Source organism: Thiomicrorhabdus xiamenensis (assembly GCF_013282625.1).
Taxonomy (GTDB): Bacteria; Pseudomonadota; Gammaproteobacteria; order Thiomicrospirales; family Thiomicrospiraceae; genus Thiomicrorhabdus; species Thiomicrorhabdus xiamenensis.
In genome coordinates this window covers 1,535,154-1,561,344 of record NZ_CP054020.1, presented here as the reverse complement: position 1 = coordinate 1,561,344, position 26,191 = coordinate 1,535,154, and the positions used below count along the sequence as shown (strand labels likewise).

Sequence of the window (26,191 nt, the reverse complement as noted above, 5' to 3'; positions counted from 1 at the left end):
TCATATATTTTTATGCTCACCACTAAGAGAGTTTATCTGCCCGATAACGGTTAGATATTGAAAGGAATTTTCAGGATTTGGCCGGGTTGCAGCATGCTCTTAAGCGTAAGGCGGTTGTATTGAGCAAGGCTTTTGACCGACAGTTTGAACTCTTTGGCAATATCCCACAGGTTATCGCCGTTTTTGACCGTGTACTTGGTGTGTTTGCTGGTTTTAGGCCCTTGCCAAATGGTAAGTTGCTCACCCGGTTGAATGGTTTTGGCCGATTGAATTCGGTTCCACTGCATCAGCTGGTTTACCGATACACCATGCACTGAAGCGATCTCACTCAGGGTTTCACCGGATTTCACTTTGTAGGTCAGTTGCTGTCCCTGAATTTTGTTTTCAGCTAAAAACAGTTTTTGGCCGACTTTCAGGAGTGACTTTTTGGACAGTTTGTTCCATTTGAGCAATTCATCAGTGCTTACGGAAAAACGTTCGGCAATTTCCGACAGGGTGTCGCCACTCTGTACATGATAGACAAGCAGGTTTTGCGGAACGCGGTTTTTGACGTTATCCGGTTTTCGAGATTGTTGCTTTGCTGGCGGTTTTGGCGCAGTCGGACTGCTGCTTGCCAGTTGCGTTGAGGTGCTGACAACGGGAATGAGCAGTGTTTGTCCGACACGGATAAAGCTGCCGCGCATATTGTTGAGTTTACGGATTGCCGACACGCTGGTGCCGTAACGGCTGGCGATCTTGCCCAGATAATCGCCCGATCGTACCTTGTGTTTTTGCCAGTTGACGCGGAAAACAGCGGCATTTTTCTGGTAACGTTCATTGAAAACGTCATCTTTGCCGACCGGTAGCAATAGATGATGCGGCCCTTGCGGCGGTGTCGCTTTACGGATATAGCCTGGGTTCAGCATAGCCAGAAGTTCTCGCGATGTTTGAGTATTGCTGGCAACGGCATACAGAGAGACCTGCTTATCCAGCTCAACGACATCGAAAAACGGCTTGTTGGCGATCGGCTCAAGTGCTAGCTGATAGCGGTCATTATGTTCGATCAGGTAAGCCAGCGACAGTAAAGCCGGAACATAGTTCTGGGTTTCTTTCGGCAGGTATTTTTTGATCTGCCAGAAGCTTGGCAGCTGTTCGCTCTGTCCATGTTTTTTCTGGTAGCGTTTGATCGCTTTAAGGACATTGCCGTATCCGGCGTTATAGGAAGCCAGCGATAGTAGCCAGTCATGCGTGTTGTTGTAGTGACGTTGCAGGTAGGTCAAAGCCGCTTGTGTACTTTGAACAACATCGCGGCGGCCGTCATACCACCAGTTTCGTTCTAGACCGAGCATTTCCGCTGTACCGGGCATAAACTGCCACAATCCGAGTGCTTTGCGGTGCGACTTGGCATGAGGTTGGAAGCCGCTTTCGACCATCGGCAGCAGGGCGATTTCCAACGGCATATTCCGATTTTTAACTTCTTCGACAATGTAATACAGGTAGGGTTTGGCGCGAGCGGAGACCGAGACGATGTGTTTTTGACGCTTTTTATAGTATGAGATCGAGTGGTCGAAATGGCCCTGATTGAATTCGACCAGCTTGAACTCGCCTTTGAAGTGATCCCACAAATTATTGCTGGTCGGCTTTGCCTTCTCTTGGGCAAGATATTGTGCTTCGATCTCTTTTTTGATTTCCGGCTTGTCGCCAAGGTGTAGGACTTCGCGTTGGCTCGTCTGCTTTGCAGGTACTGTCGCAGCGGTGATTTCCGGTGTTTGTGGTTTGATCAATTTCTGTTCGTAATGATCGCCGGAAGACTTGGACAGCAGCGGCAGATTACAGCCGCTAAGTTGCAATGTCGCCAGTCCCAATCCTAATAAGCTCAGAGATTTCGTCAGCGTGTTCGGGAAAGGGGGAAGAAGGGCGCTAAAAGTCGATTTTTCGGTTTTTTTCTGGGCTGTAGCGTCAAAGTGATTATTCATTGTTTTATCATGCTTAGTATTATTGTGCTCAGTCAATGGACTCGAGACCTTGGTCGATGCGGTCTTTCCACTCTCTTAGGGTTGCAAAGAGCATCTCGGCCGAATCATCGCTGCCTTGCGACTTGAGTTTGTCCTTTATCGGTTGCTGATCAAAACGCAAAAAAGGGTTGGTTTCTTTTTCCAAGCCAAGAGTCGAGACCTGTCCATTGTGTATTTGCGGGTAATGGATGTCCAGATTTTCGATGCGTTTTTTCAGTGCGGCGTTATTCTCATCGACATAAGCGGCGAAGCGCAAATTATCTTCGGTGTATTCGTGCGCACAGTAGAAGTCGAGATGATCGGGCAGGTTGCGGAGTTTAATCAGCGATTCGGCAAATTCTTGCGGGGTTCCGCCCAACAGTCGTCCACAGCCGCCGGTGAAAAGCGTATCGGCGCAGAATAATGCGTGCTCGTTGTAGTAGCTGATGTGGTCTTCCGTGTGTCCGGGCGTGTCCAGAACCTTGAAACTTAATTCGTCGCTGAGCTTGATCTCATCGCCTTCCTGAAGCCGTTTTTCAATCAACGGATTTTGCGTTTTCACCGGACCGTATACGATTGCATCCGGATAGGTTTGCTTTAATCCGGGGATGCCGTCGACATGATCAAAGTGGCGGTGGGTGATTAAAATACCTTCAAGGTGCAATTTATGCGCTTCTAAATAGTCGATTACTGGCGCTGATTCACCCGGATCGAAAACCCATGCTTTGCGTTTGCTGGTATCATAAAGAACCCAAATATAATTGTCGTAAGTGCCCACCAGGGCCGGTATGCCCGCAATCTGTATCATGTCGAATCTTAGAATTTTGAATTAAGATAAGGATTTTACTGATTAATAACAGTTTTTTCTATGGGGATAATTGCGGTTTGACGGCAAAAGTATTGAGATATCCCAAAAAAACGCGACTTAAGGTGTGTCCCATGTCAACCAGTTTTCAGCAGTTATTGAAGCGACAATACGCCTCTTCGGGACGATGCTCGGTCTATGAGCATGAAAAACAGCTGATCGACAGCGCTTTGAATAAACTGTTCGGTTATTTTCTGTTGCAGGTCGGATCGATTTCGAACGAGGATATGCTGCAACACAGCCGGGTCAACGCCAAGGTGTTACTCGACTGCGTTTATCCTCCAGCATCGGTTCTGGAAAACTCGGTGCATTTCGTTCTGGCTGATTTGGATTTTCTGCCGATCGGTCACGATAAAGTGGATGTCATTTTATTGCCGCATACGCTTGAGACGGCCGAAGACCCGCATTATCTGCTGCGCCAGCTGGATGCAATGCTGTTGCCGGAAGGGCATGTTGTCATCAGCGGTTTTAATCCTAAAGGCTGTTGGGTGTGGCGGAATAAATGGTTACATACCGACCGGCTGTTCGAGCAGGCACACTTGTTCGCACCGTCCAAGTTAAAGGATTGGTTATCGGTTCTGGGGTATGAAATAACGCTTGAAAACTACAGTCCGATACAGTGCGCATCCTGTGCCACAAAGGAAGGCTTCTGGGGACGAGTTACCGCCGGTTTCGAGAAAGTTTTGTGTCGCTTGGGTTTTCAATTTGGCAATGTGTATTGCCTGGTTGCCAAAAAGAAAGTCGATGCACCGACGTTGGTCGGATTGAAGTGGCATATGCCGCGCTGGCAATCGATTCGCGGCGGCGCTTTGAATTCGACTAAAATAGCCGGGGCCAAATGCTGTCAGCAGGCCAACACCGTTAAAACCAACAATAAGGAATCATCATGACACAAGCCAAGCAGCCAATAGTGGAAGTCTATACCGACGGTGGTTGTCGCGGTAACCCGGGCTTGGGAGGCTGGGGAGCGCTGCTTAAATATGGCGAGCATCTTAAGGAACTTAAGGGTGCACAAGCCGAAGCGACGAATAATCAGATGGAGTTGATGGCCGCGATTCAGGCTTTCGAAGCCCTGAAAAAGCCGTGTCATGTCGTTATTACCACGGACTCTCAGTATGTCAAAAATGGCATTACGACCTGGATGGCGAACTGGAAAAAGAAAAACTGGCGCACTGCGGCCAATAAACCGGTTAAGAATCAGGAGTTATGGCAGCGGCTGGATGCGGCAATAGCGCCGCACAAGGTGGAATGGCACTGGGTTAAAGGGCACTCCGGCCATCCGGAAAACGAGAGGGTGGACGAGCTGGCCAATATTGCAATGGATGAATTCTTGCAGAAAAGTGCCTGAGCCGTGCGGTACTTACCGTTACCAGTTAAGTTCCTTACCGGATTTTTTGGCAATTTCCGCCAGTTTGTCCTGATGACGCGCCAGCTCTTCGCTATTGGCGTGAATCACCTTTAAGGGCGCACGATCTTGCGTTTGAATGTTGATATCCAAATTATTGGCAATGGAACCATTATCACTGTCCAGTGAAAGCGCCGTCTGACCGCCGGTCATGGCCAGATAAACGTCGGCGAGAATTTCAGAATCCAGCAAGGCCCCGTGATAGGTACGACTAGAGTTGTCGATATAGAGACGGCGGCATAGAGCATCCAGGTTGTTGCGCTGCCCCGGATACATTTTGCTGGCCATTTTCAAACTGTCGGTAATCAGGCAGTGATCCTCGATACGCCCCCATCGGTTGTTCGGCAGCATCGACAATTCGTGATTGATGAATCCGACATCGAAAGGCGCGTTGTGAATGATCAGTTCGGCACCTTCGACAAATTGCATAAAAGCGTCGACCACTTCGGCAAATTTCGGCTCATCTTTAACACGTTCGTCGGTGATGCCGTGAACCTGAATCGCCTCGGCCGGAATGCTTCTCTCCGGGTTGATGTACTGATGGTAGTTATTTCCGGTCAGTCGTCGTTTAATCAGCTCGACCGCGCCGATTTCGATGATCCGGTCACCCTCTTCAGGGTTGAAACCGGTGGTTTCGGTATCCAGAAATATTTGCCGCATGTGTTATCTCTTTTCAGGTTAAAATACGCCGGTTATTTTAAAGCATTCAAGCGCTTATTTGCAGCAAAGGGGATTTAATGAAAATTAAAAAGGGCAGTCGCGTCTCTTTTCATTATGAATTGAGAGATGAAGAAGGAAACCTGATTGATTCCACTTTTGATTCTGATCCGGTGATCTATATTCAAGGTGAAGGCGAGATTATTCCGGGATTGGAAGAGTTCATGGAAGGCGAGGAGCCGGGGTTTGAAGCCAAACTGACTTTGCCACCGGAAAAAGCGTACGGCCCGGTAAATGACGACCTGATCGTGTATGCCGGCCCTGATAATTTTGACGATAATGTCGAGATTGAAGTCGGTTCGACTGTTGAAACGGAAGATCCGGACGGCAATACAGTGACTTTCCGTATTATCGAAATCGACGAAGATAAAGTCTTTCTGGATGGAAATCATCCTCTGGCGGGGCAAACGCTTAACTACAAGGTTGAGGTTCTCGAAGTACACTGAGTTTCGAAAGGCGAGCCAGTCTTTACAAGCTAGCGACTGGCTCGGCACAACCGGCGCAATAAAAAAGGCTCTGCATTATGACGATGCAGAGCCTTTTTGCTTTAAGGCTAAAGGAAAATGTTCGAAGCCCTGATCTGTTTTAGCTTTTTTCAGCTTTCGCAGGGCTTTGTCAGACCTTATTCTTCGTCCAGATTACCGCATTTCAGGTTGCCTGGAACCGCAATGTCGATACGACGAGGACGCGGCAGGTTCAGGTTGTCCATGATGGTCGAGAAGTCCTGATAAGACTTGCCTTCACCAGCGCGAACATTGTATTTCTTCTCTTCACCGATTGTGGACTGGGTAAAGCCTTTGTAGTCATGCCCAGGGAAAACCATGGTGTCTTCCGGAAGGCTGAACAGTTTATTGGTTAGTGAGTTGTACATGTCTTCATTACTACCCAATTGGAAGTCGGTACGACCGCAATCGCGAACCAATAGAGTGTCGCCGGTGAAAGCTGCACCGTCAATTAGATAGGTGATGTCGGTATTAGTGTGGCCAGGCGTATGCAAAATACGAATTTCCTGTTCACCCAGTTTGAAAACATCGCCTTCTTCGGCAAGGATGTCGGCGCACTGGGATTCGGAATTTTTGTGGACAACAATTTCCGCACCGGTACGTTTACGCAAAGGTCCGGCACCCGTGATGTGGTCTGCGTGGATGTGTGTTTCCATCAGGTATTTTACGTTCAACCCTAGCTCTTCGATATGTTGCATGTCGCGATCGACCTGCTCGATTACCGTGTCGATAACCGCCGCTTCTTTGGTTTCTTCGTCCCACAACAGATAGGTGTAGGTCCAAGTGTCGTAATCAAATAATTGGCGAATTTTCATAGTTTCGGAGCCTTTTTTTTGAGTTTGGTATAATGCCGGTTTCTCGAAATATGCAGAACACATGACTTGAAACCGTCCTGACTGTCACCCAAACAAATTTTTTGTATATCTCAATGCCTAAAAAAATTTTGGGCTTGTCATAAATTTAGCTAATAAGCATATTAGAATTTACTAATTATTATGCGGATTAAAATGCAGTAGTCAACCTATGTTATTGAATTTACCTAACAAAAAAGAAGAGTTAATTGATCTTATCAATCATAAGACGCTGCTTTCAGACAGACATAAATTGCTCAGGGCGCTTAAAGATCAGCCTGAATCCATTGATAATCCTGAAAAAGTTTGTGGATCGGGATGGATTAACCGATTAAAAAAATCTATTGAAAAAGTCGAAGAAAAATTAAAAAAATTTCCGGAAATTTCTTATCCGGACAATTTACCTGTTTCTGCCAGAAAAGATGAACTGGTCGATTTAATCAAAAACCATCAGGTTGTGGTGATTGCCGGGGAGACCGGTTCCGGGAAAACCACGCAGATTCCTAAAATCTGTCTCGAGGCGGGTCAGGGGGTTTTCGGGAAAATCGGTTGTACGCAGCCGCGACGTCTTGCGGCACGTAGTGTTGCCGAACGAATTGCCGAGGAGTTGGGTTCGCATATCGGCGACCTGGTCGGTTATCAGGTGCGCTTTTTGGATCAGGTCAAAGAACAGAGTTTGCTGAAGGTAATGACCGACGGGATACTGCTGGCCGAGGTGCAGAATGACCCGTACCTGAATCGCTACGACACGATTATTATCGATGAGGCGCACGAGCGCAGCATCAATATCGATTTTCTGCTGGGGATTCTCAAACAGCTGATTCAAAAACGTAAGGATCTTAAGGTCGTCATTACCTCGGCGACGATTAACACTGAACGTTTTGCCGACCATTTTACCGTCGGGGGCAAACGCCCGCCGATCGTCGAAGTGTCGGGACGAACTTACCCGGTTGAAGTCCGCTATCGTCCTTTGGTGACCTACGAAGACGATGCAGGAAACGAAATCGAGCAGGATATGGGTACGGCCATTGCCGATGCGGTCGAAGAGTTGGGGTACGAAGACCCGTTTGGCGATATTCTGGTGTTTCAGGTTGGTGAGCGGGACATCAAGGAAACCGCTGAAATTTTACGTAAACGAAGCCTGAAAAATACCGAAATCGTTCCGCTGTATGCACGACTTTCCATGGCTGAGCAGAATAAGGTCTTCCAGACTTCGCAGAAACGACGCATTATCCTAAGTACCAACGTCGCCGAAACCTCCCTGACGGTTCCGGGTATTAAATATGTGATTGATCCGGGACAGGTTCGAATCAGCCGTTATAGCGTGCGCTCCAAAGTACAGCGTCTGCCGGTCGAGAAAATTTCCCAGGCTTCTGCCAACCAGCGAAAGGGGCGTTGCGGTCGTGTCAGCGAAGGGATCTGCATTCGTTTGTATGACGAAGAAGATTTTCGCAGCCGACCGGAGTTTACCGATCCGGAGATTCACCGTACTTCACTGGCGTCGATTATTCTGACCATGGCGCAGCTGCGTCTCGGGTCAGTGAAGAATTTTCCATTTATTGAGCCGCCGAACGATAAAGCGGTCAATGACGGTTATCGTCAGTTGTTCGAATTGGGCGCTTTGGATGAAAAACGTCGCCTTACGGATGAGGGGCGCAAAATCGCTAAGCTGCCGATTGATCCATCCGTGGCCAAAATGGTGATGGAAGCGGAGAAAAACGGTGTGCTGGCCGAGGTGATTATTATCGCCAGTGCTTTGAGCATACAGGATCCGCGCGATATCAATGAAGCCAACATGCAGGCGGCCAGACAGGCGCATAAACGCTGGGAAGACGAGCGTTCCGATTTCCTGTTTTTCCTGAACTTGTGGCGTTTTTACGAACATCAGCGCCGCCATCTCTCGCAAAGTAAACTGCGCAAACTGTGCAAAACCAATTTTCTTTCCTATTTGAGAATGAAAGAGTGGCATGAACTGGGCATGCAGCTTGAGCAGAGTCTTAAACGCATTGGGCTTAAAATCGGTGAGTTGCATCTGTATGAAGAAGTAAAAAAAGGCAATGAGGTGATCGAGCGTCTCAGTGATCTGCACTCGATTGCGATCCATCGTTCATTAATGGCCGGCTTGCTTGGCAACATCTCGACGCGTGATGAAGACAAATCCTATCTCGGGGCGCGTAATACTAAGCTGTTTATCCATCCGAGTTCGGTTTTGTTTAAACGCCGTCCGAAATGGATGCTGTCCGCTGAACTGGTGGAGACCTCGAAGCTGTTTGCGCGTACCAATGCCGAGATCGATGTGCACTGGGTCGAAAACCTTGCCAGACATTTAATTAAACACAGCTATGCCGATCCGCACTGGCAGAAAAAAGCGGGTCAGGTCGGAGCCTATGAGTCGATCACTTTGTTCGGTTTGCCGATTATCAATCGCCGCCATTGCAATTACGGTCCGATCAATCCGAAAGAGGCGCATAAAATCTTTTTGCGTCATGGTCTGGTAGAAGGCGAACTTTTCTCTAAAGTCGAGTTTTTTGTGCATAACCAGAATCTCGTTGCAGAGATCGAGAAGATGGAATCCAAGCTGCGCCGTCCTGAACTGTTGGTTGACGACGAACAGATCTATCAGTTTTATGCCGAACGCATTCCGGGCCATATCTACAGTAAACCGGCATTTGAAAAATGGGTTCGCAAAGTTGAGAAAAGCGAGCCGCAGCGCTTGCAAGATCTTTTCCTCGATAAAGATCAGTTAATGAAGCAGCAGGCGGATGAGCGTCTGCAGCTCGAGTTTCCTGATCAGATGGCCTTGCCGAATAACATTCGCATTGATGTCGACTACCATTTTGAGCCGGGTAAAAAACAGGACGGGGTCGTCTTCAAATTGCCTTTGGGCAAGTTGAATCTGTTTCAGGCGGAGGAGTTTGAGTGGCTGACGCCGGGCCTGCTGAAAGAGAAAGTCGCTTTTTACATCAAAGCGTTGCCGAAGAATCTGCGTAAGCAGTTTATTCCCGCGCCGCAATATGCCGATTTGGTTCTTCAGGAGATGTCGCCGCAGCGTATCGAACAGGGCAGGCCGGTCACGTTTCTGGCGCAATTGGTGTGGGCGCTGAACCGTCGCGGAACTCAAAAGGTGAAAAGCGAAGATTTCGGTGCGCTTGAACTGCCGGATCATTTAAAACCGTACTTTATTCTGCAGGACCGCAAAGGGAAAAAGCTTGCAGAAGGAGAGGATCTGCAGCAGCTGAAAGAAGGATATCAGCATCTGGTCGAGGCGCAGATCGAACGTCATCAGGCGAAACAGGATGCACAGGTTCGTATTATCGAACACTGGGATTTTGGCGATTTGCAGCCGAGTCAGACAATCAAGGAAGGCGGCGTGCAGATGACGGCTTACCCGGCGTTGCAGTCGGTTGATGGCGAGATAACCTTAAAGCTCTTCGGTGAGCAGGCGCAGGCGTTGAAAGAACATCGTCTTGCTGTGCTGGCGCTCTTGCGACGCGAACTGAATGATAAAGATAAATACTTGCAGAAAAAACTGCCGTTGCAGAAGGCGTGTCTCTGTTATGCGCCTTACGGAACCTGTGTCGATTTGACCGAGGAAATCATTCATCGGGCATTGCTTGATCTGGTGCCGTCGGCGGAGGAAATTCGCACTCAGGCGCTTTATGAAGAGACTCTGGAACGGGTTCGCACGCATTGGATCGAGCAGGCACAAGGGCTGGCAAAACTGGTTACGCAGATTTTGACCGAGCATCAGAAAATTGCCAAGCAGGTCAAAGGAACCATCAACCCGCGCTGGCTGGCTTCCCTTGCCGATATAAGAACTCAGTTGGACACTTTGATCTCCTCCGGTTTTGTCCTTAAGACGCCACCGAAGTGGTTTCAGCAGCTGCCGCGTTATCTGCAGGCGTTACAGAAACGACTTGAAAAAATCGATCAGGATCCCAATAAAGATCAGCAGGCAATTCGCAAAATCGCGCCTTTGCTGGAAACTTATCGAACTTTGGCGGAAGACCCGGTGTATGCCGAGCATGCGGAGTTGATCGAAATCCGCTGGTTGCTGGAAGAGTTGAGGGTTTCACTGTTTTCCCAGCCGTTGAAAACCATTGAGCCGGTTTCGATTCAGCGCTTGGAGAAACGTCTCAAAGCGCTATGATGTTGCGTACTGTATTGGTAACAGGTTCCAGCTTCTTGTCAGACTTTTCCGGGCGGGCTGAGAGAGAATGAATTTGGATCGCAAATTAAGGGGGCGGGTAATGATTGTCATAGCCGCTCGGCTTGGTTATAGTGGCAACTCTACCGGATTTAAATAACTCGCCTGTGGCGGTAAAGGTTGATTGATATGTATGTAAAAACATCTCTAATTTCAAAAAAGTTTCTGGCCCTGTTGATGATGGCGGGCGCATTGAGTTTAACGGCCTGCTCGGATAGTTCGGATGACAGTGCCGAGCAAACGGCAGCGCCACAAGAGTCCACTCAGATGACGAACACTATGGATGTCAAACAGCCTGAACCGACGGCTGAAACGAAAGCGCCTCTGGCTGAAGAAAGCGATATGCCTAAGGTTGTTGAAGAAGCCAAAGAGGCTGTTGAGCAAGAAGTGGCCGCACAAGTAGAAAAGGCCAGCGAGCAAGTCAAAGAGGTTGTTAATGCACCTGCTCCTGAACCGGCTGCTGTCTCCGGAGATAAAGTCTATGCGACCTGCGTCGGTTGTCACGGTGCTCAGGGTGAAGGTGGTGTCGGTCCTAAGCTTGCCGGACAGGCTGTTGATGCTGTTGTTGACAAACTGCAACGTTATAAGGCCGGCGAGCAGATCGGACCTTTGACCGGTATGATGGCACCGATGGCTTCGGGCCTTTCTGATGCAGATATGCAGGCGGTCGCCGAGTACGTCAATCAGCTGTAACTGCCGGCGTCGGATACTATAGACGTGGCTGTTGATTGTTAGGCAACCCCGGATTTTTTCCGGTTTGCCCAGTGAATTATATAAAGCACCTGGTCTTACAATCAGGTGCTTTTTAAATAAGGGGTTATAGATGAAGAAAAGTGCTCTATTATTGGCTGGTTATTTATTGTGTTCACCTGTGATCGCGCATGCCGACTGGTGGGAAGATACCAAGGAGGCTGCGGGTAACGCCTGGACCACAAGCAAGGAAAAGGTGTCGGAATGGACTCAGGATGCCAAAGAATCCGAAACCATGCAGTCTGTTAAAGAAGGCGCTAAAGGTGTGGTCGATACCGTAAGCGACAGGCAGACTTATGTGAATGCCTGGGAGTCAACTAAAGAGGCTGCGTCCGGCGCTGCCGATACCGTATCGGACGCTTTCAATAAAGTGCATGAAGAGAACGTGCATGATGAAATCGGGCCGGAAAAATAGGCCGTTTAAAAAGGTAACGGTATGAAAAAAACGTTCGCGAAACTTCTTCTGCTCACATCTCTTGCAGCCACCCCTTTTATAATCGGTGGTTGTGACAAGGTGGCCAACAGCGCTAAAAATCTGCAGTCGGATTGGGTTGGCCTGGATCGTCGTATTGAGATTTACAGCTGTATGAGCGGTAAATTGCTGAAAGTATTCGAAGGCGATGTCCGAATTAATCCGGAAGATACCTTGGGAACCTCTTTGCTTGTTGATGGTAAGAAGGTGAATACCAATATGTGTTACATCATTACCGAAAAAGGGACTAAGGCGCAAATATTGCCGCAATAGACGCGTAAATTTGCTAAGATGCGTTAATTCAAAAATGCCCGATCCAGTGCTAATCGTTTACGTCGGGTTTGAGAGCGATTTCAAATTAATGAACACTAAAATGGCATCTAAACCTTCAAAATTTCTGAGACACGGTATCGGGTCTCTTTCCCTGCTTGTTGCCGTCTCGTTTTTGGCGTCCGGCTGTTCGGTTCAAAGCGGAGCCGCGAAAATCGAACAGGGGCTATCGGCAATCGGTCATTCGCTTCAAAAACTGGAAGAGGATGTTCACAACAAACAGTTAGCGGAAAACGAATACCTGATCTGGCAGTCTTCGCACGAAAGCTTCAAATCTTTTGATTCCTCGCATTTTCGAACCGTGGCCAAGCAGCTGTGTCCGATCGGTTATGTTCCGTTGTCGCGTCAGGCGAGAAAAGACGGTGAACTGGCTGCATCCGATGCATTATGCGATGGCGAGTGCGGTTATACCCTGGAATGGCATATCCGTTGCCAGGATGTACCTGAAGAGCCGTTCAGTCTGTTTGGGAAAACCTGATCGGGTGTCCCGAATTGATCAAAGCGCTTAGAGATTGAGGTTTTAATACTGATCCGAGCGCTTTTTTTTTGTCTGCGGGTTTTATGTAAATTCTTATTGATGGAAATAAAAAAATGAGTGAAGTGAAGTCACCTTTGCCGACTGTCAAAGAAGACAGCGAAATCAGTCTGAGTTTTAAATTGGAGTTAATGGACGGCACTCTGATTGAAGAGGCGAGTAGAGAAGCCCCTATGCGTTTCAAACTGGGTCAAGGCGAGTTTCTGGACAAGATTGAAGAGTTATTGGTCGGGTTGGAGTTGGGCACCACGGCAAAACTGACATTGTCACCGGATCGTGCTTTTGGCCGTTCTAACCCGGATAATATCCATAAGATGCCGCGGGACAGTTTTTCCGCCGAGCTTCCTCCGGAAAAAGGGCTGGTGATCGGCTTTAATACGCCTACCGGCCAAGAGATTCCTGGCACCATTCTTGAAGTCAACGAAGAAACGGTGACCGTTGATTTCAATCACCCCCTGGCTGATACCGATGTCCGTTTTACGGCAACCATCGAGGCGATTCACGACTAGTGATCAGGTGATTGCTCAGCCGTTTTCGTATTGACGAAGATGTTCCTCGCCGCAGAAGCATTTACCGTCTCGGCAGATCGCGTCTTTTTCAGGCAGGTAGGCGTGGCATACCTCGCATGAAATCATCTTTTGTGCCGTGTCTTTGCGGTTTTTTTCCTGTTGTTCTTGTTGCTCTTTAGCGAATTTACGCTCTTGGCGACCGCGGATAATGGTCATAATCAGAAGAAAAACAATAATGACGATTAAAAAAAGAAATATAGCGCGCAAAACATTCCCTCAAAATGTGTCTTTGAATGAAGCCTATTCTACCATTCTCGGAGACGGGCAAATTCGAGTATGGGAATTTTGTTACGGAATCCGTGGCGAGAAAGAGCAATTACGTCTTTAAAAGGCGCTAAACAGCGGATTGGTGGATGCAAAATACCGCTAAAAATCTTACAATAATCGGCAATTTTTGAATTGCTCCCGATGTCTGGGAATTTTGGAGAAGAGAATTAATGAACCTACATGAGTATCAGGCCAAAGCGCTCTTCGCGCAGTATGGCATAGGCATCCCGAAAGGGGAGTTGATCGAAGACCTTACGCAGTTGGATGCGGCTATGCAGAAAGTCGGTTCTCAGGCATGGGTGGTCAAGGCGCAGATTCACGCTGGTGCTCGTGGTAAGGCTGGCGGTGTTAAGCTGGTCAAAACGGCAGGGGAAGCCAAAGAGGTTGCGGCATCGCTGCTGGGTTCCAAACTGGCGACGATTCAGACTGCTGGTAAAGAACTGCCGATCAACAGTTTGCTGATCGAAGAAACCCTGGATATCGAAGAAGAGTTGTACCTTAGCCTGCTGGTTGATCGAGTGGAGCGTAAACATACGTTTGTCATTTCAGCAGCCGGCGGTATGGATATCGAGGAAGTCGCGGAAACCTCTCCTGAGAAAATTTTCACTGTACACATCGATCCGACGGTCGGTGTTATGCCGTATCAGTGTCGTGAAGTCGGTTTTGCGCTGGGTCTCACCGGCGATGCCTTCAAACAGCTTGGACAGCTAATGAATAAGTTCTATCAGCTGGCACTGGACAAAGATGTTTCCCAGTTGGAGATTAACCCTTTGATCCGCACGGCAGATAACAATCTGATCGCTCTGGACGCGAAAGTGAATATCGATTCCAACGCTCTGTACCGTCAGCCGGATCTGGTGGCGATGCGTGATTTCTCTCAGGAAGACGAACGTGAAGCCAAAGCATCGGAGCATCAACTGAACTATATCGCGTTGGACGGTGATATCGGCTGTATGGTGAATGGTGCCGGTCTGGCGATGGCAACCATGGATCTGATTAAGCTGAATGGCGGTTCGCCGGCCAACTTTCTTGATGTCGGGGGCGGTGCTACGCCTGAGCGCGTTGCGGAAGCCTTTAAACTGATTCTGTCTTCGAAAGAGGTTAAGTCGATTCTAGTGAATATTTTCGGCGGAATCGTACGTTGCGACCTGATTGCCGATGGGATTATTCAGGCGGTACAGGAAGTCGGTTTGGAAATTCCGGTAGTGGTTCGTTTGGAAGGAACCAATGTTGAGCTGGGTAAAGAGAAGCTGGCGCAAAGCGGTCTGAGTATTGTCAGTGCCGACGGTCTGGCGGATGCAGCGAAGAAAGTGGTTGAACTGGCAAAATAAGGCAGAGCGGAAAAGATGAGTATTTTAATTAATAAAGACACCAAAGTTATTTGTCAGGGGTTCACCGGTAAACAAGGGACTTTCCACTCGGAACAGGCGATCGCTTACGGAACTAAAATGGTCGGTGGCGTGACGCCGGGCAAGGGCGGTCAGACCCACCTTGGTCTGCCGGTTTTCAACACGGTTCGCGAAGCGGTAGAACTGGCCGGTGCCGAAGCATCGATGATTTATGTGCCGCCGGCATTTGCCGCCGATTCGATTATCGAGGCGATCGACGCCGGGATCAAGGTGATTACCTGTATTACCGAGGGAATTCCGGTTGCGGATATGCTGAAGGTTCGTGCGGTGCTGGAAAAATCCGATGCCTATCTGATCGGTCCGAACTGTCCGGGTCTGATTACTCCGGGCGACAATGGCGATGGCTGTAAAATCGGTATTATGCCGGGTCATATTCACCAGCCAGGAAAGATCGGTATCGTTTCGCGTTCCGGAACGCTGACCTACGAAGCGGTTCATCAAACAACGACTAACGGACTCGGTCAATCGACTTGTGTCGGTATTGGTGGTGACCCGATTCAGGGAATGAACTTTATCGACTGCCTGCGTCTGTTCCAGGAAGATCCTCAGACGGAAGGGATTATTATGGTCGGTGAGATCGGCGGTCAGGCAGAAGAAGATGCTGCCGAGTATATTGCTGCCAACGTGACGAAACCGGTCGTCGCCTATATCGCCGGTGTTACCGCGCCTCCGGGCAAACGTATGGGGCATGCCGGAGCAATTGTTTCCGGTGGTAAGGGTACAGCGGAAGCAAAATTTGCTGCGCTACGAGCTGCCAATGTGACCGTTGTTGATTCGCCGGCGGATTTGGGCACGGCAATGCTGAAACATTTCTCCTAAACGATTTTAATATTACATCTCCGGCTGCACTTTTATGAGGCGCCGGAAACACCCATAATCGATTGATTTTATTCAACCGATATAAGTTCGACTCTTATCAGCCAGTCCATCTTCACTGCTTGGCTAAAGGAATCTTCAATGACCGATACCGTCAAACTCGTCATGGCGCAAATTAACCCGAAAGTGGGGGATATTGCCGGAAATGTGAATCTCATTATCGATCAATTGCAAGAGGCCAAGTTGAAGGGCGCCGACCTGGTCGTGTTCCCGGAAATGACCATCACCGGTTATCCGCCGGAAGATCTGCTGCTCAGAGAAGGGCTTTATCCTCAGGTCGAAGAAGCGCTTTTGCAAGTTGCCCAGTCTGCTGAGGATATCGCTTGTGTAGTTGGCTACCCGATGGTGGATGAGCTGGGTGAGCGTTTTAATATGGCCGCTTTTATTGCCGACGGTCAGATTCAGGCCAGTTACATCAAGCAGAACCTGCCGAATTACAGCGTTTTTGATGAACAGCGTTATTTCAGGTCGGGCAATCAGGCTTGCGTTGTGGAATTCAAAGGAATCAAATTCGGAATCCTGATCTGCGAAGATATCTGGAAAATCTCTCCGGCGGCTCAGGCCAAGCAGGCCGGAGCCGAGATTCTGTTAACTTTGAACGCGTCGCCGTTCTCGCAGGAAAAGCATCAGGATCGGATTGAAACCCTGTCGCATCGCGTTAACGAAACCGGTCTGCCGATTGTCTATGTCAATCAGGTTGGTGGTCAGGATGAACTGGTTTTTGACGGCGGCTCTTTTGTGATGAGTGCCGACGGCGATGTCTGTGTACAAAGTGCCGAATTCAGTAGTCAGTTGACCGAAGTGGCTCTACTCAAGCAGAACGGCTCGACCGTTGTCGTGCCCGGAGCCAAGTCGGAACTGTATCAAGATGAAGCGCGGGTCTATCAGGCATTGATTACCGGGGTGCATGATTATGTCGCCAAGAACGGTTTTTCGGGTGTGCTCTTAGGGCTTTCCGGTGGCATTGATTCGGCGCTGACGCTGGCGGTTGCGGTTGACGCTTTGGGCGCTGATCGGGTCGAGGCGGTTATGATGCCGTTCCGTTATACCGCTCAGATCAGTCAGGAAGACGCAGCCGAGCAAGCCAGTGTTATGGGGGTTAAGTATCAGTCTATTCCGATCGAGCCGATGTATCAGGCTTTCGAATCTTCTCTGCAGGCGACGCTGGCCGGTACCGAAGCGGATATAACCGAAGAGAATCTTCAGGCACGAATTCGCGGCACACTGTTAATGGCGATTTCCAATAAAACCGGGAAAATGGTGCTGGCAACCAGTAATAAATCGGAAGTAGCTGTTGGTTATTCGACGCTATACGGGGATATGGTCGGTGGCTTCTCTCCGTTGAAAGATGTTCCGAAAACCATGGTTTATCGCTTGGCACAGTATCGCAATACGCTTTCTCCGGTAATCCCTGAACGTGTCATTACCCGTCCTCCGTCTGCGGAACTGCGCCCGGATCAGAAGGATCAGGATTCCCTGCCGGATTATGATACTTTGGATACGATCATCAAGGCGTATGTGAAGCAGGATAAGACACCGCAGGAAATTGTCACTATGGGCTATTCGGAAGAAGAAGTGCGTCGCGTTATCCGTTTGATTGATCGCAGCGAATATAAACGTCGTCAGGCGGCACCGGGCGTTAAAATCACCCACCGTGCTTTCGGTCGTGATCGACGTTATCCGATTACCAGCGGTTACAAAGAATAATTTACAATTATTCGTTATTCGGAAAATAAAAAAACCGGAGTCAGCGAGCTGAACTCCGGTTTTTTGTTATTGTGATCGTATTGAGTCGTCAATAACTGATATTGCGCCTAAAACAGGTCTTTAATACCTTCCCAGACGGAGTCGAAGGTCGAGCGGTTCGGCTCGGCGAGACTGTCCATCTGGTGACTGGTTGCTGTTTTGACGCCCAGTGCATCGCGGTTCAACTCGTACACCTTAAGCACGTCGTCACGGTTCTGGTTCATGCCCAGTTTATCGTATGAGAATGCCAGAATTTTCAGTGCTTCACCGGTGACCGCGGCATTCGGGTATTGTTCCAATACGCGCTTGGCACGGTTGGCGGCAGCGAGATAAGCTTCACGCTTCATATAGAAGTTGGCCACCTGAATTTCATGGCGGGCCATCTGATTGCGCAGCACCAGAAGGCGTTTAGCTGCCTGCTGGGCATATTTACTGTTCGGGAAGCGATTGATCAATTCGACATAGTAGCCATAGGCGCGGTCCGCCGACTTTGTATCGCGGCTTGCCGGATCGGTCAGGAAAGAGTCCAGCCAGCTACGAGTGATCGAGTCTGCCGCCAGGGCACGCAGGTAGAAGGAATACGCCAATTCGCTGTGCCGCGGATAGAGACGGATGAATTCTTCCAGTTCGCGGATAGCGGATTCCGGCTCGTCGTAACGGTAATAAGAGTACGCAAGTTCAAGGTAACTCTGTTCGGCATAGGAACCATACGGGAAGTAGGCTTTGAGTTTTTCATAGTTCTCTATGGCAACATCCCATTGCTGATTCTCGAATGCCTCAGTTGCGTCTTCATAGAAATCTTCAACCTTTTTCTCTTCGTCCGGCTTTTCGACCAGGCTCGAAATGGTCGAGCATCCGCTGAGGGAAAGGCTGCCTATAAGAAAGGCGGATAGCAACGTTTTTTTCATCATTCTTTTGTACAATACGGCATAATCAAAATTGCCGTTGAGTATATCACAAAATATTCCGGGAACATTGTCATATCAAGGCGATTCAAAGCTTTTGTCAGGGCTTTTATTCGGTACGAATTTTCGTCTGAAAACAGGGGTAAACTTGGTAGATTAAATGGCCCGCGGCGTACTTCAAGGAGAGACTTTTGTCCAGAGAAACGATTCAAATTCAAATTCCCGACGGCGCAATAGGGCAGCGTCTGGATGCCATTCTGTCGCAGCAACTGCCGGATTATTCGAGAAACCGTATCCAGCAGTGGATTAAAGACGGGCGGGTAACGATTGACGGAACGGTTTGCAAGAAGCCGCGCCAGGCACTTTTGGGTGGAGAGAAGGCAGAAATCGACGCAGTGCTTGAAGACAGCACTCAGGTCGAGGCGCAACAGATTTCCCTGAATATCGTCTATGAGGACGATGCGATTATGATCATCAATAAACCGGTCGGTCTGGTCGTGCATCCCGGTGCCGGAAATCCAGACGGTACGCTAATGAACGCTTTGCTGTTTCATAATCCGGCTTTGCGGGAGGTTCCGCGAGCGGGGATTGTTCACCGACTTGATAAGGATACTTCCGGCCTGATGGTTGTCGCTAAAACAGTCGGTGCTCAGACCCATCTGGTGGAGCAATTACAACGTCATGCGGTAGAACGTATTTACGACGCGGTCGTGGTCGGCAATCTTAATCAGGGCGGTACGATCGACAAGCCGATCGGACGTAGTCCGAGCGACCGCAAAAAGATGGCGGTACGCGCCGCCGGTGGTAAACCGGCTGTCACACACTACCGAGTTCTGGAGCATTTCCGTGCGCACACCCGAATTCGCGTCAAACTGGAAACCGGTCGTACTCACCAGATTCGCGTGCATATGTCGAATCTGGGATATCCGCTGGTCGGCGATCCGGTATACGGCAAACGTTTCCGTATTCCGAAAAGAATGGATCCTGAATTTGTTGAATACCTGCGCCACTTCCATCGTCAGGCGCTGCACGCCGGAGCTTTAAGTCTGACCCACCCGGTGAGCGGAAAAGTAATGAAATGGAAGGCTCCTATGCCGGACGACATGCTGGAGTTGGTCGATATCCTGCGCGAAGACATCGAGCTATTCCATGAACAGCAGCTCGGCTATGACGAGTACGACTACGATAACGGCGTTGAAGTCGAGTGGGTTACCGATGATGATATTCCGGACTATTAAGAGGCGTAATAAAGGAGTCCTCTCATTCTGACTTTAATCGAACCCGATTGGCCGGCTCCGGATAATGTCCGGGCGCTGAGTACCACGCGAGCCGGCGGTGTCAGTGCGACACCTTACGATTCGCTTAATCTGGCACTGCATGTCGGTGACGATGCGCAGAAGGTTCTGGTCAACCGGGAAAAGCTGGTTGCGGATTTGGGGCTGCGGAGCGAACCCTTGTGGTTGAATCAGCAGCATACGACCAAGTTGGTTTATTTCGACGAGGTTCCTCCTGAAAAAGGAGAGGTGCCGCCGGTTGCCGACGCCTGTTGGAGTGATCGTCAGCAACGCGCCTGTGTTGTGATGACCGCGGACTGTATGCCGATTTTGCTGTGCGACCGGGCCGGTACTTGGGTAGCGGCGATTCATGCCGGTTGGAAAGGGTTGCTGGACGGAATCGTCGAAAGCAGCTTGCAGCAGGTTCTCAAACAAAAAAAGACGCCACCGAATCAAGTTCTGGCGTGGATCGGACCGTCGATTTCTCAAGCTAATTTTGAAGTCGGTTCTGAAGTTCACGAGGCATTTGTCGGCAAACACGCTTTTGCAGCCGATTACTTTCAGGCCGAAGCGGGCAAAGAGGGGAAATATCTGGCCGATTTAGGTGGCATTGTTCAGCGCATCTTGCAAGTCTATGGCGTGGAGCAGGTTACGCAGAGCGGTCTGTGTACTTATGCCGAACCGGAACGGTTTTATTCGTACCGTTACGCCTGCCATTACCCGGCATCCGAAAACGACTTCGGACGCACCGGGCGAATAGCGTCTCTTATCTGGTTGGCCGATTAAAACCAAAACGACTGGTTCCCATCGACATTAAATCAGACCTTCCGGTTCTGGAAGGTGTTTTACAGATTAATCCTGATTACCGGTTCGGATATAGGTTTCGGCTTTGGCGACATCTTCGGGCAATCCGCTGAGTACGATGTGGTCGTCGATCCGCAGTTTGGTTTCACCGGAAGGGTTTTCTCCACGCACGTGACCGCGTTTTATTGCATCCGCCGTGACCTGCCAGCGTTCCAGAGGTATCTCTTTTAATAGCTTGTTGACGGCAAAATCGGTTTCATTCAGCGGCACACTGTGAATAATCCCTTTCATCAGTTGGTGTGATTGCAGCGGGTTGGACGGGTCGTCGTCAACACCGGGGTAGAAGTTTTCCAGCAGGCGGTAACGGTCGCGTCTGATCAGGCGCGTTTCGCGTAAAACCTTGCTTGGCGGATGCCCGATCATCAGCAGCAGGTGCGATGAAAGCATGATGCTGGATTCAAAGGTATCCGGGATAACCTCGTTGGCGCCAGCTTCGATAAAGTCATTGACGTGCGAGTCATCAAGGGTACGTACCAGAATTGGAATGTTGGCATCGATCTGGCGGATACGCAGCAGAATCTTCATGGAGGCATGGTAATCGCTGAAAGTGATAATCACGATTTTGGCGCGTTCAATCCCCGCCGCTCTGAGAATACTTTCTTTGGTCGCATCGCCGTAAAACACGCTTTCACCGGCAGAACTGGCTTCGTTAACCCGTTTGATATCCATATCCAGTGCGGTAAAAATTTCGTTGGAATTGTGCAGGAAGCGTCCGACGGTCTGACCGACACGCCCGAATCCGCACAGAATGACATGGTTGCTGATGTGTTTGTTCTGATCGGCAATTGATTCGGCCAGCGTTTCATGACTCTGTGCATAGGTTCCCCTATGCAGGAATTTGGCGATATGACCGTTGAATTTAACCATGAACGGGGCGACCGCCATGCTTAGCACCGCCGCTGTCAAAAGGATATTACCTTCTTCCTGCGGCATCAGGTTGTAAGTGAATGCGAGCGTCATCAATACCAGCCCGAATTCACCGACCTGCGCCAGAGACAGGGAGATACGTGCCGATACGCCCGGCTCCTTGTTGAACAGACGCGAAGCGAAATAGATAATGACGCCCTTGACGATGATAATGGCGATGGTGATGCCGATGACCTCAAGGAAATATTTGCTGAGGATATCGATGGAAATAATCATACCGACCGTAACGAAAAACAGTCCGAGTAGAATGTCCTGGAACGGGCGAATATCGGATTCGATCTGGTGACGGTATTCGGTTTCCGATAACATCATCCCGGCCAGGAAAGCCCCTAATGTCATAGAGAGTCCCATCTCTTCGGTGAAGGCGGCAGCCCCCAAGGCAACGGTCAGAACAGTCAGCGTGAACAACTCCTGAGATTTGGCCGAAGCGACTTCATGGAACAGCGGGCGCAGCAGATAGCGCCCGATCAGGTGCATGATCACGACCACAAAAATCCCTTTGAGGAAGGCGATGGTCATCGCCATTGCCAGGGCACCGTCTTCGTTGCTGCTCATTGCCAGTGTTGGAATCAGGATCAGTAATGGAATCGCCATGATGTCCTGGAAAATCAGTATGCCCAGAACCGAGCGGCCATGACGCGATTGTATTTCGGATTGTTCGACCAGCTGTTTAATGACGATTGCAGTGGACGAGAGGGCGAAAGCGCTGGCTATGACGATGTTGGTATTGGTGTCCAGACCGGCAAGGTGACCGATAAAGTAGACGACTACGGCGGTGGTCAGTACTTGAACGCTACCCATGCCGAAAACCAGTTTGCGCATCGCCATCATCTGGTTGATGGAAAACTCCAGCCCTATGGCGAACAGCAGGAATACGATTCCCAGTTCGGCGAGAAGAGCGATGTTTTCTTCGTTTTCGATGAGACTGAAACCGTGCGGACCGACAATCATCCCGACGGCAATGTAACCGAGAATCGGCGGGAAGGACAGACGGCGCGAAAAGGCGACTGCTATTACTGCAATAGCCAACAGGAAGACGGCATTAAACAGTAGGTGGTCTTCGTGTGAGTTCAAACTGGTAATCCTTTAAAAACAGAGGGTTATTGATTCATTTTAAAACGCATGGACAAGTCGATAGCGCGCAGGTGCTTGGTAATTGCGCCGGTCGAAATGTAATCAACACCGGTCGCGGCCAGTTCGGCCAGATGCTGAATTTCGACATTGCCCGAGACTTCCAGTTTGGCTCTATGGTCAACCATTTCTACCGCTTGCTGCATCATGTCTATGCTGAAGTTATCCAGCATAATGATATCGGCGCCGGCTTCAAGGGCTTGCTGGACTTCATCGAGGTTTTCCGTTTCCACCTCAACTTTGACCGAAGGGTAGAGCCGTTTGGCATTTGTAACTGCGGCATTGATACCGCCGGCTGCCATAATATGGTTTTCTTTGATCAAGATCGCATCATACAAGCCGATACGGTGATTCTGCGCTCCGCCGCAAGCGACGGCGTATTTCTGTGCCAAGCGCAGGCCGGGAAGGGTCTTACGGGTGTCCAGTAAAGTCGTTGTGCTGCCGATCAGATATTTCATGTAGGCTGAAGTGGTGGTTGCGGTCGCCATAAGTGTTTGCAGAAAGTTCAGTGCGGTACGCTCGGCCGTCAAAATATGTCGTGCAGAACCGGAAATCTCACACAGAGTGTCATTCGCATGCACCGGTTCGCCTTCTTCTTTAAGCCAGTTAATCTTGATGCTGTCATCAACCTGACGAAACACTTCGTCGAACCAGGGGCGACCGCATAACACCGCTTCTTCACGGCAAATAATAGCGGCATCAGCCTGGGTTTCCTGCGGAATAAGACTGGCGGTCAGGTCGCCGCCTTTAATGTCTTCTTCAAGCGCTTTCTGGACGGTGTTTTCAATATCTTCAAAGTAGTTAATGTCAGTCATTGTCTTTTACTTACTTGGGCTTACGGGCCACTTTTCTGACGTGCGGCCAGGCAAATGGCTTACTGGTGATTTTAGTGTCATATAACCGTGCGTTGATTGATCGTTACTTTTCGTAGTCTGTCGATTATTTTGCGCACTTTTTAAATAGGAATCATTATACAGAATTGACGTTATACTATCGGGCATTGATACAAGGGAATTGATTTTAATTATGCAGGTTTTGCCAGATTTACAGCTCCTCGATCAGGCGCAATTTGTGCCAAGTCCGAATTACGACGAAAGACCGGAAAATGCGTCGCTTGATCTGATTGTTGTCCATGGTATTTCACTTCCGCCGAATCAGTTTGGAGGCGAGGGGGTCAGCGAACTTTTCACCAATCAGCTTGATCCGCAAAAAGATCCTTACTACGCCAAGATTGACGGTTTGCGCGTCTCTTCGCATCTATTTATCCGTCGCGACGGTTCGGTTATTCAGTATGTCCCTTTTGACAAGCGTGCCTGGCATGCGGGTCTGTCGAGTTATCACGGGCGTCAGAGTTGTAACGATTTTTCGATCGGTATCGAGTTGGAGGGGACGGATTTTACACCCTATACAGCAACGCAATACCAGAGTCTGGCAACGTCAATCCATGCGATCTGGCAAGCTTACCCGGAAATGCCGACCGAGGCGGTAACCGGTCATAGCGACATTGCTCCGGGCCGAAAAACCGATCCGGGCGTCTATTTTGTCTGGGAAGCGCTTGAACGGCTCTTGCAACAGCGTTTTTTGCGTTAAGGGGTCAAGCGCGTAATATTTGATTTTAAACAGGTCGTTCGGACGAGGCTTGTTTTAAGATGTACCTATTCTTGAATGTTAAGAATGGAAAATGATCAGGCAATCCAGCCATTGCCGTTGTTGCGGTTACCCGGTTTCTGATTGCCGTCGGTCTTGTCTGGTTCTTTTGGAACGAATTTCAGGCAGATTTCGCCGGATGTTTCCAGCACAACCTGGCTGGGCATTTTGGCGGTTTTGAAGCCGAAAGCCTTGCAGCCACGAGGGTTGGAAGGCTCCCAGGTGACATAGAAATGTTTGCATTTGAAGCAGTCGACTGAATTAGTTTTTTTCATTATTAACGATAAAAATTTAATAAATGAGGCGTTAATCTGACTATGCTATGATTGCGCCCAATTTTGCTTGAGTCAATAGTTGATGAAATTACCACCTTTTTATCAAGGTGGCTCAGGCCGTAGCAGCAAACAGACAAACTAGCAGTTTAAAGGATCACAGCATGAGTAAAGTTGGCCTATTTTACGGAACGGATACCGGAAATACCGAACGTGTCGCAGATTTAATCAAGCAGAAGATGGGAGAAGATCTGGTTGATGTTTACGATATTGCCACAGCCAGTGCCGATGATTTTGCCAAGTACGATAAAATCATTCTTGGTCAGCCAACCTGGTACTACGGTGAATTGCAGAGTAGCTGGGACGATTTCTGGGAAGATTTCAAAGGAATCGATTTTACCGGTAAGACGGTTGCCTGTTTCGGGCTGGGGGATCAGGCGGATTATTCCGAGTATTTCCTGGACGCCATGGGAATGATGCATGACATCGCCGTAGAAAACGGAGCAACGCCTGCGGGTTATACTTCAACCGACGGTTTTGAATTCGACGAGTCGAAAGCGGTTACCGAAGACGAAGAGTTTTTTGTCGGTCTGGGAATTGATGAAGATCAGCAGCCGGAGTTGACCGATGAACGCGTCGACAATTGGGTTGAGCAGATCAAAGAAGAATTCGAACTGTAACTTTCTGTTTCGAATATTTAGTAGAAAGCCGTGGTAATGCATTGTCTTACCACGGCTTTTTTGTTTTAAAACTTTGTTGTCTGATCGCTTTTTGGTCGCTTAATCGCGCAATGAAATGCACGGCCAGTCATGCGCTTGAGCATAAGCGATCAACTTTTCATCGCCGTCGACAACGATCGGATGATCAACCAATTTTAGCAACGGCAGGTCATTGTGCGAATCGGAATAGAAATAGCTGCCATCAAGGTTTTTATTGTTTAATTGCAGCCACTCCTGCAGACGAACGACCTTGCCTTCCTGAAACGTCGGAGTGCCTTCGACCTCGCCGGTATAACGACCGGCTTTGATTTCTCCTTCCGTACCTAGGAGTGTTTCGATTCCGTAACGCAATCCGATCGGCCGGGTAATAAAGGTGTTGGTTGCCGTGATGATTAAAACATCGTCGCCTTGCTGTTTATGCTTTTCGACCAGTGCCAGCGCTTTCGGTAAAACGATCGGTTCGATGAACTCATTCATGAATTGGCGATGCCATTCGGTCAGTGTTTCCATGCTCTGCTCGCTTAAGGGTTGCAGGGCGAATCGCTGATAGGCGTAAATATCCAGTGTGCCGTTTTTATAGTCTTCATAAAACTGCGCGTTAGTTTTGGCGAAGGCTTCGCCGTCAACGTAACCTTTCTGAACCAGAAACTCGCCCCACAGATAATCACTGTCGTTGGCAATCAGAGTGTTATCAAGATCGAAAATCGCTAAAGCCATGACTTTAAAGCCTTATATACAAAATGAATTGATGCGCATCCTAGCGGATAACGCATTTTTGTCAACCGATTCGACGGCTGCGAATCATTCCCTGTGCATGTGATTAAACACCAAAAAATGTTCCAGAGTGCGGAAAAATCAAGCCTGCTAAATATTAATTATTTCTTATCAGGCGTGAACTAAACGGCAATTTTAAATTGAAAAATCCGCGCATTTTAGGCACTATTATCCGAATTAAATGATTTTGAGTGTTTTTAGTT

General features: G+C 49.1%; 26 protein-coding genes. 16 read left to right on the top strand and 10 right to left on the bottom strand.

Annotation, left to right across the window (positions count from 1 at the left end; genetic code table 11):
• Window positions 1-50: 50 nt before the first annotated feature.
• Both HQN79_RS07240 and gloB read right to left on the bottom strand, forming a co-directional pair.
• Window positions 51-1,955 (bottom strand): lytic transglycosylase, encoded by a 1,905-nt coding sequence (locus tag HQN79_RS07240; RefSeq protein ID WP_173285271.1) that lies wholly within the window; start codon window positions 1,953-1,955, stop codon window positions 51-53.
• Between the two features lie 28 nt (window positions 1,956-1,983).
• Window positions 1,984-2,781: a hydroxyacylglutathione hydrolase gene (gene gloB / locus HQN79_RS07235; RefSeq protein ID WP_173285270.1), complete on the bottom strand. Its 798-nt coding sequence runs from the start codon at window positions 2,779-2,781 to the stop codon at window positions 1,984-1,986.
• 131 nt (window positions 2,782-2,912) lie between these two features.
• Between gloB and HQN79_RS07230 the strand changes: the two genes are divergently transcribed.
• Together HQN79_RS07230 and rnhA are read left to right on the top strand one after the other, a co-directional pair.
• Window positions 2,913-3,728 carry a class I SAM-dependent methyltransferase gene (locus tag HQN79_RS07230; RefSeq protein ID WP_173285269.1) on the top strand — a complete coding sequence of 272 codons (816 nt, stop codon included), beginning with the start codon at window positions 2,913-2,915 and terminating at the stop codon, window positions 3,726-3,728.
• Window positions 3,725-4,186 (top strand): ribonuclease HI, encoded by a 462-nt coding sequence (gene rnhA, locus HQN79_RS07225; protein ID WP_173285268.1) that lies wholly within the window; start codon window positions 3,725-3,727, stop codon window positions 4,184-4,186. Before HQN79_RS07230 ends, rnhA begins: the two co-directional genes overlap by 4 nt.
• A gap of 18 nt (window positions 4,187-4,204) precedes the next feature.
• Here rnhA and dnaQ read toward each other — a convergent pair whose 3' ends face one another.
• Complete coding sequence (dnaQ, locus tag HQN79_RS07220; RefSeq protein WP_173285267.1) at window positions 4,205-4,903, bottom strand: DNA polymerase III subunit epsilon; 699 nt, start codon at window positions 4,901-4,903, stop codon at window positions 4,205-4,207.
• Between the two features lie 77 nt (window positions 4,904-4,980).
• Here dnaQ and HQN79_RS07215 point away from each other — a divergent pair, with 77 nt between their 5' ends.
• A complete protein-coding gene (locus HQN79_RS07215) occupies window positions 4,981-5,406 on the top strand; it encodes an FKBP-type peptidyl-prolyl cis-trans isomerase (protein ID WP_173285266.1) in 426 nt (141 codons plus the stop codon).
• 176 nt (window positions 5,407-5,582) lie between these two features.
• Here HQN79_RS07215 and HQN79_RS07210 read toward each other — a convergent pair whose 3' ends face one another.
• Complete coding sequence (locus HQN79_RS07210) at window positions 5,583-6,278, bottom strand: MBL fold metallo-hydrolase (protein ID WP_173285265.1); 696 nt, start codon at window positions 6,276-6,278, stop codon at window positions 5,583-5,585.
• A 208-nt stretch (window positions 6,279-6,486) separates the two neighbouring features.
• Here HQN79_RS07210 and hrpA point away from each other — a divergent pair, with 208 nt between their 5' ends.
• From hrpA to HQN79_RS07180, 6 genes are all read left to right on the top strand, one after another.
• Window positions 6,487-10,464, top strand: coding sequence for an ATP-dependent RNA helicase HrpA (hrpA, locus tag HQN79_RS07205; protein WP_173285264.1), 3,978 nt, complete (start codon window positions 6,487-6,489; stop codon window positions 10,462-10,464).
• A gap of 186 nt (window positions 10,465-10,650) precedes the next feature.
• Window positions 10,651-11,214, top strand: a complete 564-nt coding sequence (locus HQN79_RS12045) for a c-type cytochrome (RefSeq protein ID WP_238843332.1) — start codon at window positions 10,651-10,653, stop codon at window positions 11,212-11,214.
• Window positions 11,215-11,344: 130 nt separating this feature from the next.
• Complete coding sequence (locus HQN79_RS07195) at window positions 11,345-11,686, top strand: hypothetical protein (RefSeq protein ID WP_173285263.1); 342 nt, start codon at window positions 11,345-11,347, stop codon at window positions 11,684-11,686.
• Window positions 11,687-11,707: 21 nt separating this feature from the next.
• Window positions 11,708-12,016 (top strand): hypothetical protein, encoded by a 309-nt coding sequence (locus tag HQN79_RS07190; protein WP_173285262.1) that lies wholly within the window; start codon window positions 11,708-11,710, stop codon window positions 12,014-12,016.
• A 100-nt stretch (window positions 12,017-12,116) separates the two neighbouring features.
• Window positions 12,117-12,551, top strand: a complete 435-nt coding sequence (locus HQN79_RS07185) for a hypothetical protein (RefSeq protein ID WP_173285261.1) — start codon at window positions 12,117-12,119, stop codon at window positions 12,549-12,551.
• Window positions 12,552-12,664: 113 nt separating this feature from the next.
• Window positions 12,665-13,117 (top strand): FKBP-type peptidyl-prolyl cis-trans isomerase, encoded by a 453-nt coding sequence (locus HQN79_RS07180; protein ID WP_173285260.1) that lies wholly within the window; start codon window positions 12,665-12,667, stop codon window positions 13,115-13,117.
• A gap of 15 nt (window positions 13,118-13,132) precedes the next feature.
• Here HQN79_RS07180 and HQN79_RS07175 read toward each other — a convergent pair whose 3' ends face one another.
• Complete coding sequence (locus HQN79_RS07175) at window positions 13,133-13,384, bottom strand: PP0621 family protein (protein ID WP_173285259.1); 252 nt, start codon at window positions 13,382-13,384, stop codon at window positions 13,133-13,135.
• Window positions 13,385-13,614: 230 nt separating this feature from the next.
• On the opposite strand from HQN79_RS07175, the gene sucC reads away from it, so the two are divergent.
• The 3 genes from sucC to HQN79_RS07160 all read left to right on the top strand — a co-directional run bounded on the left by sucC (window position 13,615) and on the right by HQN79_RS07160 (window position 17,436).
• Window positions 13,615-14,775 (top strand): ADP-forming succinate--CoA ligase subunit beta, encoded by a 1,161-nt coding sequence (sucC, locus tag HQN79_RS07170; protein WP_173285258.1) that lies wholly within the window; start codon window positions 13,615-13,617, stop codon window positions 14,773-14,775.
• 15 nt (window positions 14,776-14,790) lie between these two features.
• Entirely contained in the window at window positions 14,791-15,672 is an 882-nt protein-coding gene (sucD, locus tag HQN79_RS07165; protein ID WP_173285257.1) for a succinate--CoA ligase subunit alpha, read from the top strand.
• Between the two features lie 138 nt (window positions 15,673-15,810).
• Complete coding sequence (locus HQN79_RS07160) at window positions 15,811-17,436, top strand: NAD+ synthase (protein WP_173285256.1); 1,626 nt, start codon at window positions 15,811-15,813, stop codon at window positions 17,434-17,436.
• Between the two features lie 107 nt (window positions 17,437-17,543).
• Here HQN79_RS07160 and HQN79_RS07155 read toward each other — a convergent pair whose 3' ends face one another.
• On the bottom strand, window positions 17,544-18,386 hold the full coding sequence (locus HQN79_RS07155) for an outer membrane protein assembly factor BamD (protein WP_173285255.1): 843 nt from the start codon (window positions 18,384-18,386) through the stop codon (window positions 17,544-17,546).
• A gap of 185 nt (window positions 18,387-18,571) precedes the next feature.
• Between HQN79_RS07155 and rluD the strand changes: the two genes are divergently transcribed.
• Window positions 18,572-19,618, top strand: a complete 1,047-nt coding sequence (gene rluD / locus HQN79_RS07150; protein ID WP_173285254.1) for a 23S rRNA pseudouridine(1911/1915/1917) synthase RluD — start codon at window positions 18,572-18,574, stop codon at window positions 19,616-19,618.
• Between the two features lie 24 nt (window positions 19,619-19,642).
• The gene (gene pgeF / locus HQN79_RS07145) at window positions 19,643-20,440 is read left to right on the top strand and encodes a peptidoglycan editing factor PgeF (protein WP_202984557.1); all 798 of its coding nucleotides are present in this window, start codon (window positions 19,643-19,645) and stop codon (window positions 20,438-20,440) included.
• 66 nt (window positions 20,441-20,506) lie between these two features.
• On the opposite strand, the gene HQN79_RS07140 is transcribed toward pgeF, so the two are convergent.
• Complete coding sequence (locus tag HQN79_RS07140) at window positions 20,507-22,519, bottom strand: cation:proton antiporter (protein ID WP_173285253.1); 2,013 nt, start codon at window positions 22,517-22,519, stop codon at window positions 20,507-20,509.
• A gap of 26 nt (window positions 22,520-22,545) precedes the next feature.
• The gene (gene nadC / locus HQN79_RS07135; protein ID WP_173285252.1) at window positions 22,546-23,391 is read right to left on the bottom strand and encodes a carboxylating nicotinate-nucleotide diphosphorylase; all 846 of its coding nucleotides are present in this window, start codon (window positions 23,389-23,391) and stop codon (window positions 22,546-22,548) included.
• Window positions 23,392-23,602: 211 nt separating this feature from the next.
• Here nadC and ampD point away from each other — a divergent pair, with 211 nt between their 5' ends.
• Complete coding sequence (ampD, locus tag HQN79_RS07130; RefSeq protein ID WP_173285251.1) at window positions 23,603-24,166, top strand: 1,6-anhydro-N-acetylmuramyl-L-alanine amidase AmpD; 564 nt, start codon at window positions 23,603-23,605, stop codon at window positions 24,164-24,166.
• A 95-nt stretch (window positions 24,167-24,261) separates the two neighbouring features.
• Here the strand turns inward: ampD and HQN79_RS07125 are convergent, their stop codons facing one another.
• On the bottom strand, window positions 24,262-24,498 hold the full coding sequence (locus HQN79_RS07125; RefSeq protein ID WP_238843331.1) for a uracil-DNA glycosylase: 237 nt from the start codon (window positions 24,496-24,498) through the stop codon (window positions 24,262-24,264).
• A gap of 161 nt (window positions 24,499-24,659) precedes the next feature.
• Here HQN79_RS07125 and HQN79_RS07120 point away from each other — a divergent pair, with 161 nt between their 5' ends.
• Window positions 24,660-25,175 carry a flavodoxin gene (locus HQN79_RS07120; protein ID WP_173285250.1) on the top strand — a complete coding sequence of 172 codons (516 nt, stop codon included), beginning with the start codon at window positions 24,660-24,662 and terminating at the stop codon, window positions 25,173-25,175.
• Window positions 25,176-25,274: 99 nt separating this feature from the next.
• Here HQN79_RS07120 and HQN79_RS07115 read toward each other — a convergent pair whose 3' ends face one another.
• Window positions 25,275-25,931 carry a histidinol-phosphatase gene (locus HQN79_RS07115; RefSeq protein ID WP_173285249.1) on the bottom strand — a complete coding sequence of 219 codons (657 nt, stop codon included), beginning with the start codon at window positions 25,929-25,931 and terminating at the stop codon, window positions 25,275-25,277.
• Between the last annotated feature and the right edge of the window lie 260 nt (window positions 25,932-26,191).

Coding starts and splice junctions, on each gene's coding strand:
- HQN79_RS07240 (WP_173285271.1), bottom strand. CDS start 1,955: ATGAATAATCACTTTGACGCTACAGCCCAGAAAAAAACCGAAAAATCG.
- gloB (WP_173285270.1), bottom strand. CDS start 2,781: ATGATACAGATTGCGGGCATACCGGCCCTGGTGGGCACTTACGACAAT.
- HQN79_RS07230 (WP_173285269.1), top strand. CDS start 2,913: ATGTCAACCAGTTTTCAGCAGTTATTGAAGCGACAATACGCCTCTTCG.
- rnhA (WP_173285268.1), top strand. CDS start 3,725: ATGACACAAGCCAAGCAGCCAATAGTGGAAGTCTATACCGACGGTGGT.
- dnaQ (WP_173285267.1), bottom strand. CDS start 4,903: ATGCGGCAAATATTTCTGGATACCGAAACCACCGGTTTCAACCCTGAA.
- HQN79_RS07215 (WP_173285266.1), top strand. CDS start 4,981: ATGAAAATTAAAAAGGGCAGTCGCGTCTCTTTTCATTATGAATTGAGA.
- HQN79_RS07210 (WP_173285265.1), bottom strand. CDS start 6,278: ATGAAAATTCGCCAATTATTTGATTACGACACTTGGACCTACACCTAT.
- hrpA (WP_173285264.1), top strand. CDS start 6,487: ATGTTATTGAATTTACCTAACAAAAAAGAAGAGTTAATTGATCTTATC.
- HQN79_RS12045 (WP_238843332.1), top strand. CDS start 10,651: ATGTATGTAAAAACATCTCTAATTTCAAAAAAGTTTCTGGCCCTGTTG.
- HQN79_RS07195 (WP_173285263.1), top strand. CDS start 11,345: ATGAAGAAAAGTGCTCTATTATTGGCTGGTTATTTATTGTGTTCACCT.
- HQN79_RS07190 (WP_173285262.1), top strand. CDS start 11,708: ATGAAAAAAACGTTCGCGAAACTTCTTCTGCTCACATCTCTTGCAGCC.
- HQN79_RS07185 (WP_173285261.1), top strand. CDS start 12,117: ATGGCATCTAAACCTTCAAAATTTCTGAGACACGGTATCGGGTCTCTT.
- HQN79_RS07180 (WP_173285260.1), top strand. CDS start 12,665: ATGAGTGAAGTGAAGTCACCTTTGCCGACTGTCAAAGAAGACAGCGAA.
- sucC (WP_173285258.1), top strand. CDS start 13,615: ATGAACCTACATGAGTATCAGGCCAAAGCGCTCTTCGCGCAGTATGGC.
- sucD (WP_173285257.1), top strand. CDS start 14,791: ATGAGTATTTTAATTAATAAAGACACCAAAGTTATTTGTCAGGGGTTC.
- HQN79_RS07160 (WP_173285256.1), top strand. CDS start 15,811: ATGACCGATACCGTCAAACTCGTCATGGCGCAAATTAACCCGAAAGTG.
- HQN79_RS07155 (WP_173285255.1), bottom strand. CDS start 18,386: ATGATGAAAAAAACGTTGCTATCCGCCTTTCTTATAGGCAGCCTTTCC.
- nadC (WP_173285252.1), bottom strand. CDS start 23,391: ATGACTGACATTAACTACTTTGAAGATATTGAAAACACCGTCCAGAAA.
- ampD (WP_173285251.1), top strand. CDS start 23,603: ATGCAGGTTTTGCCAGATTTACAGCTCCTCGATCAGGCGCAATTTGTG.
- HQN79_RS07125 (WP_238843331.1), bottom strand. CDS start 24,498: ATGAAAAAAACTAATTCAGTCGACTGCTTCAAATGCAAACATTTCTAT.
- HQN79_RS07120 (WP_173285250.1), top strand. CDS start 24,660: ATGAGTAAAGTTGGCCTATTTTACGGAACGGATACCGGAAATACCGAA.
- HQN79_RS07115 (WP_173285249.1), bottom strand. CDS start 25,931: ATGGCTTTAGCGATTTTCGATCTTGATAACACTCTGATTGCCAACGAC.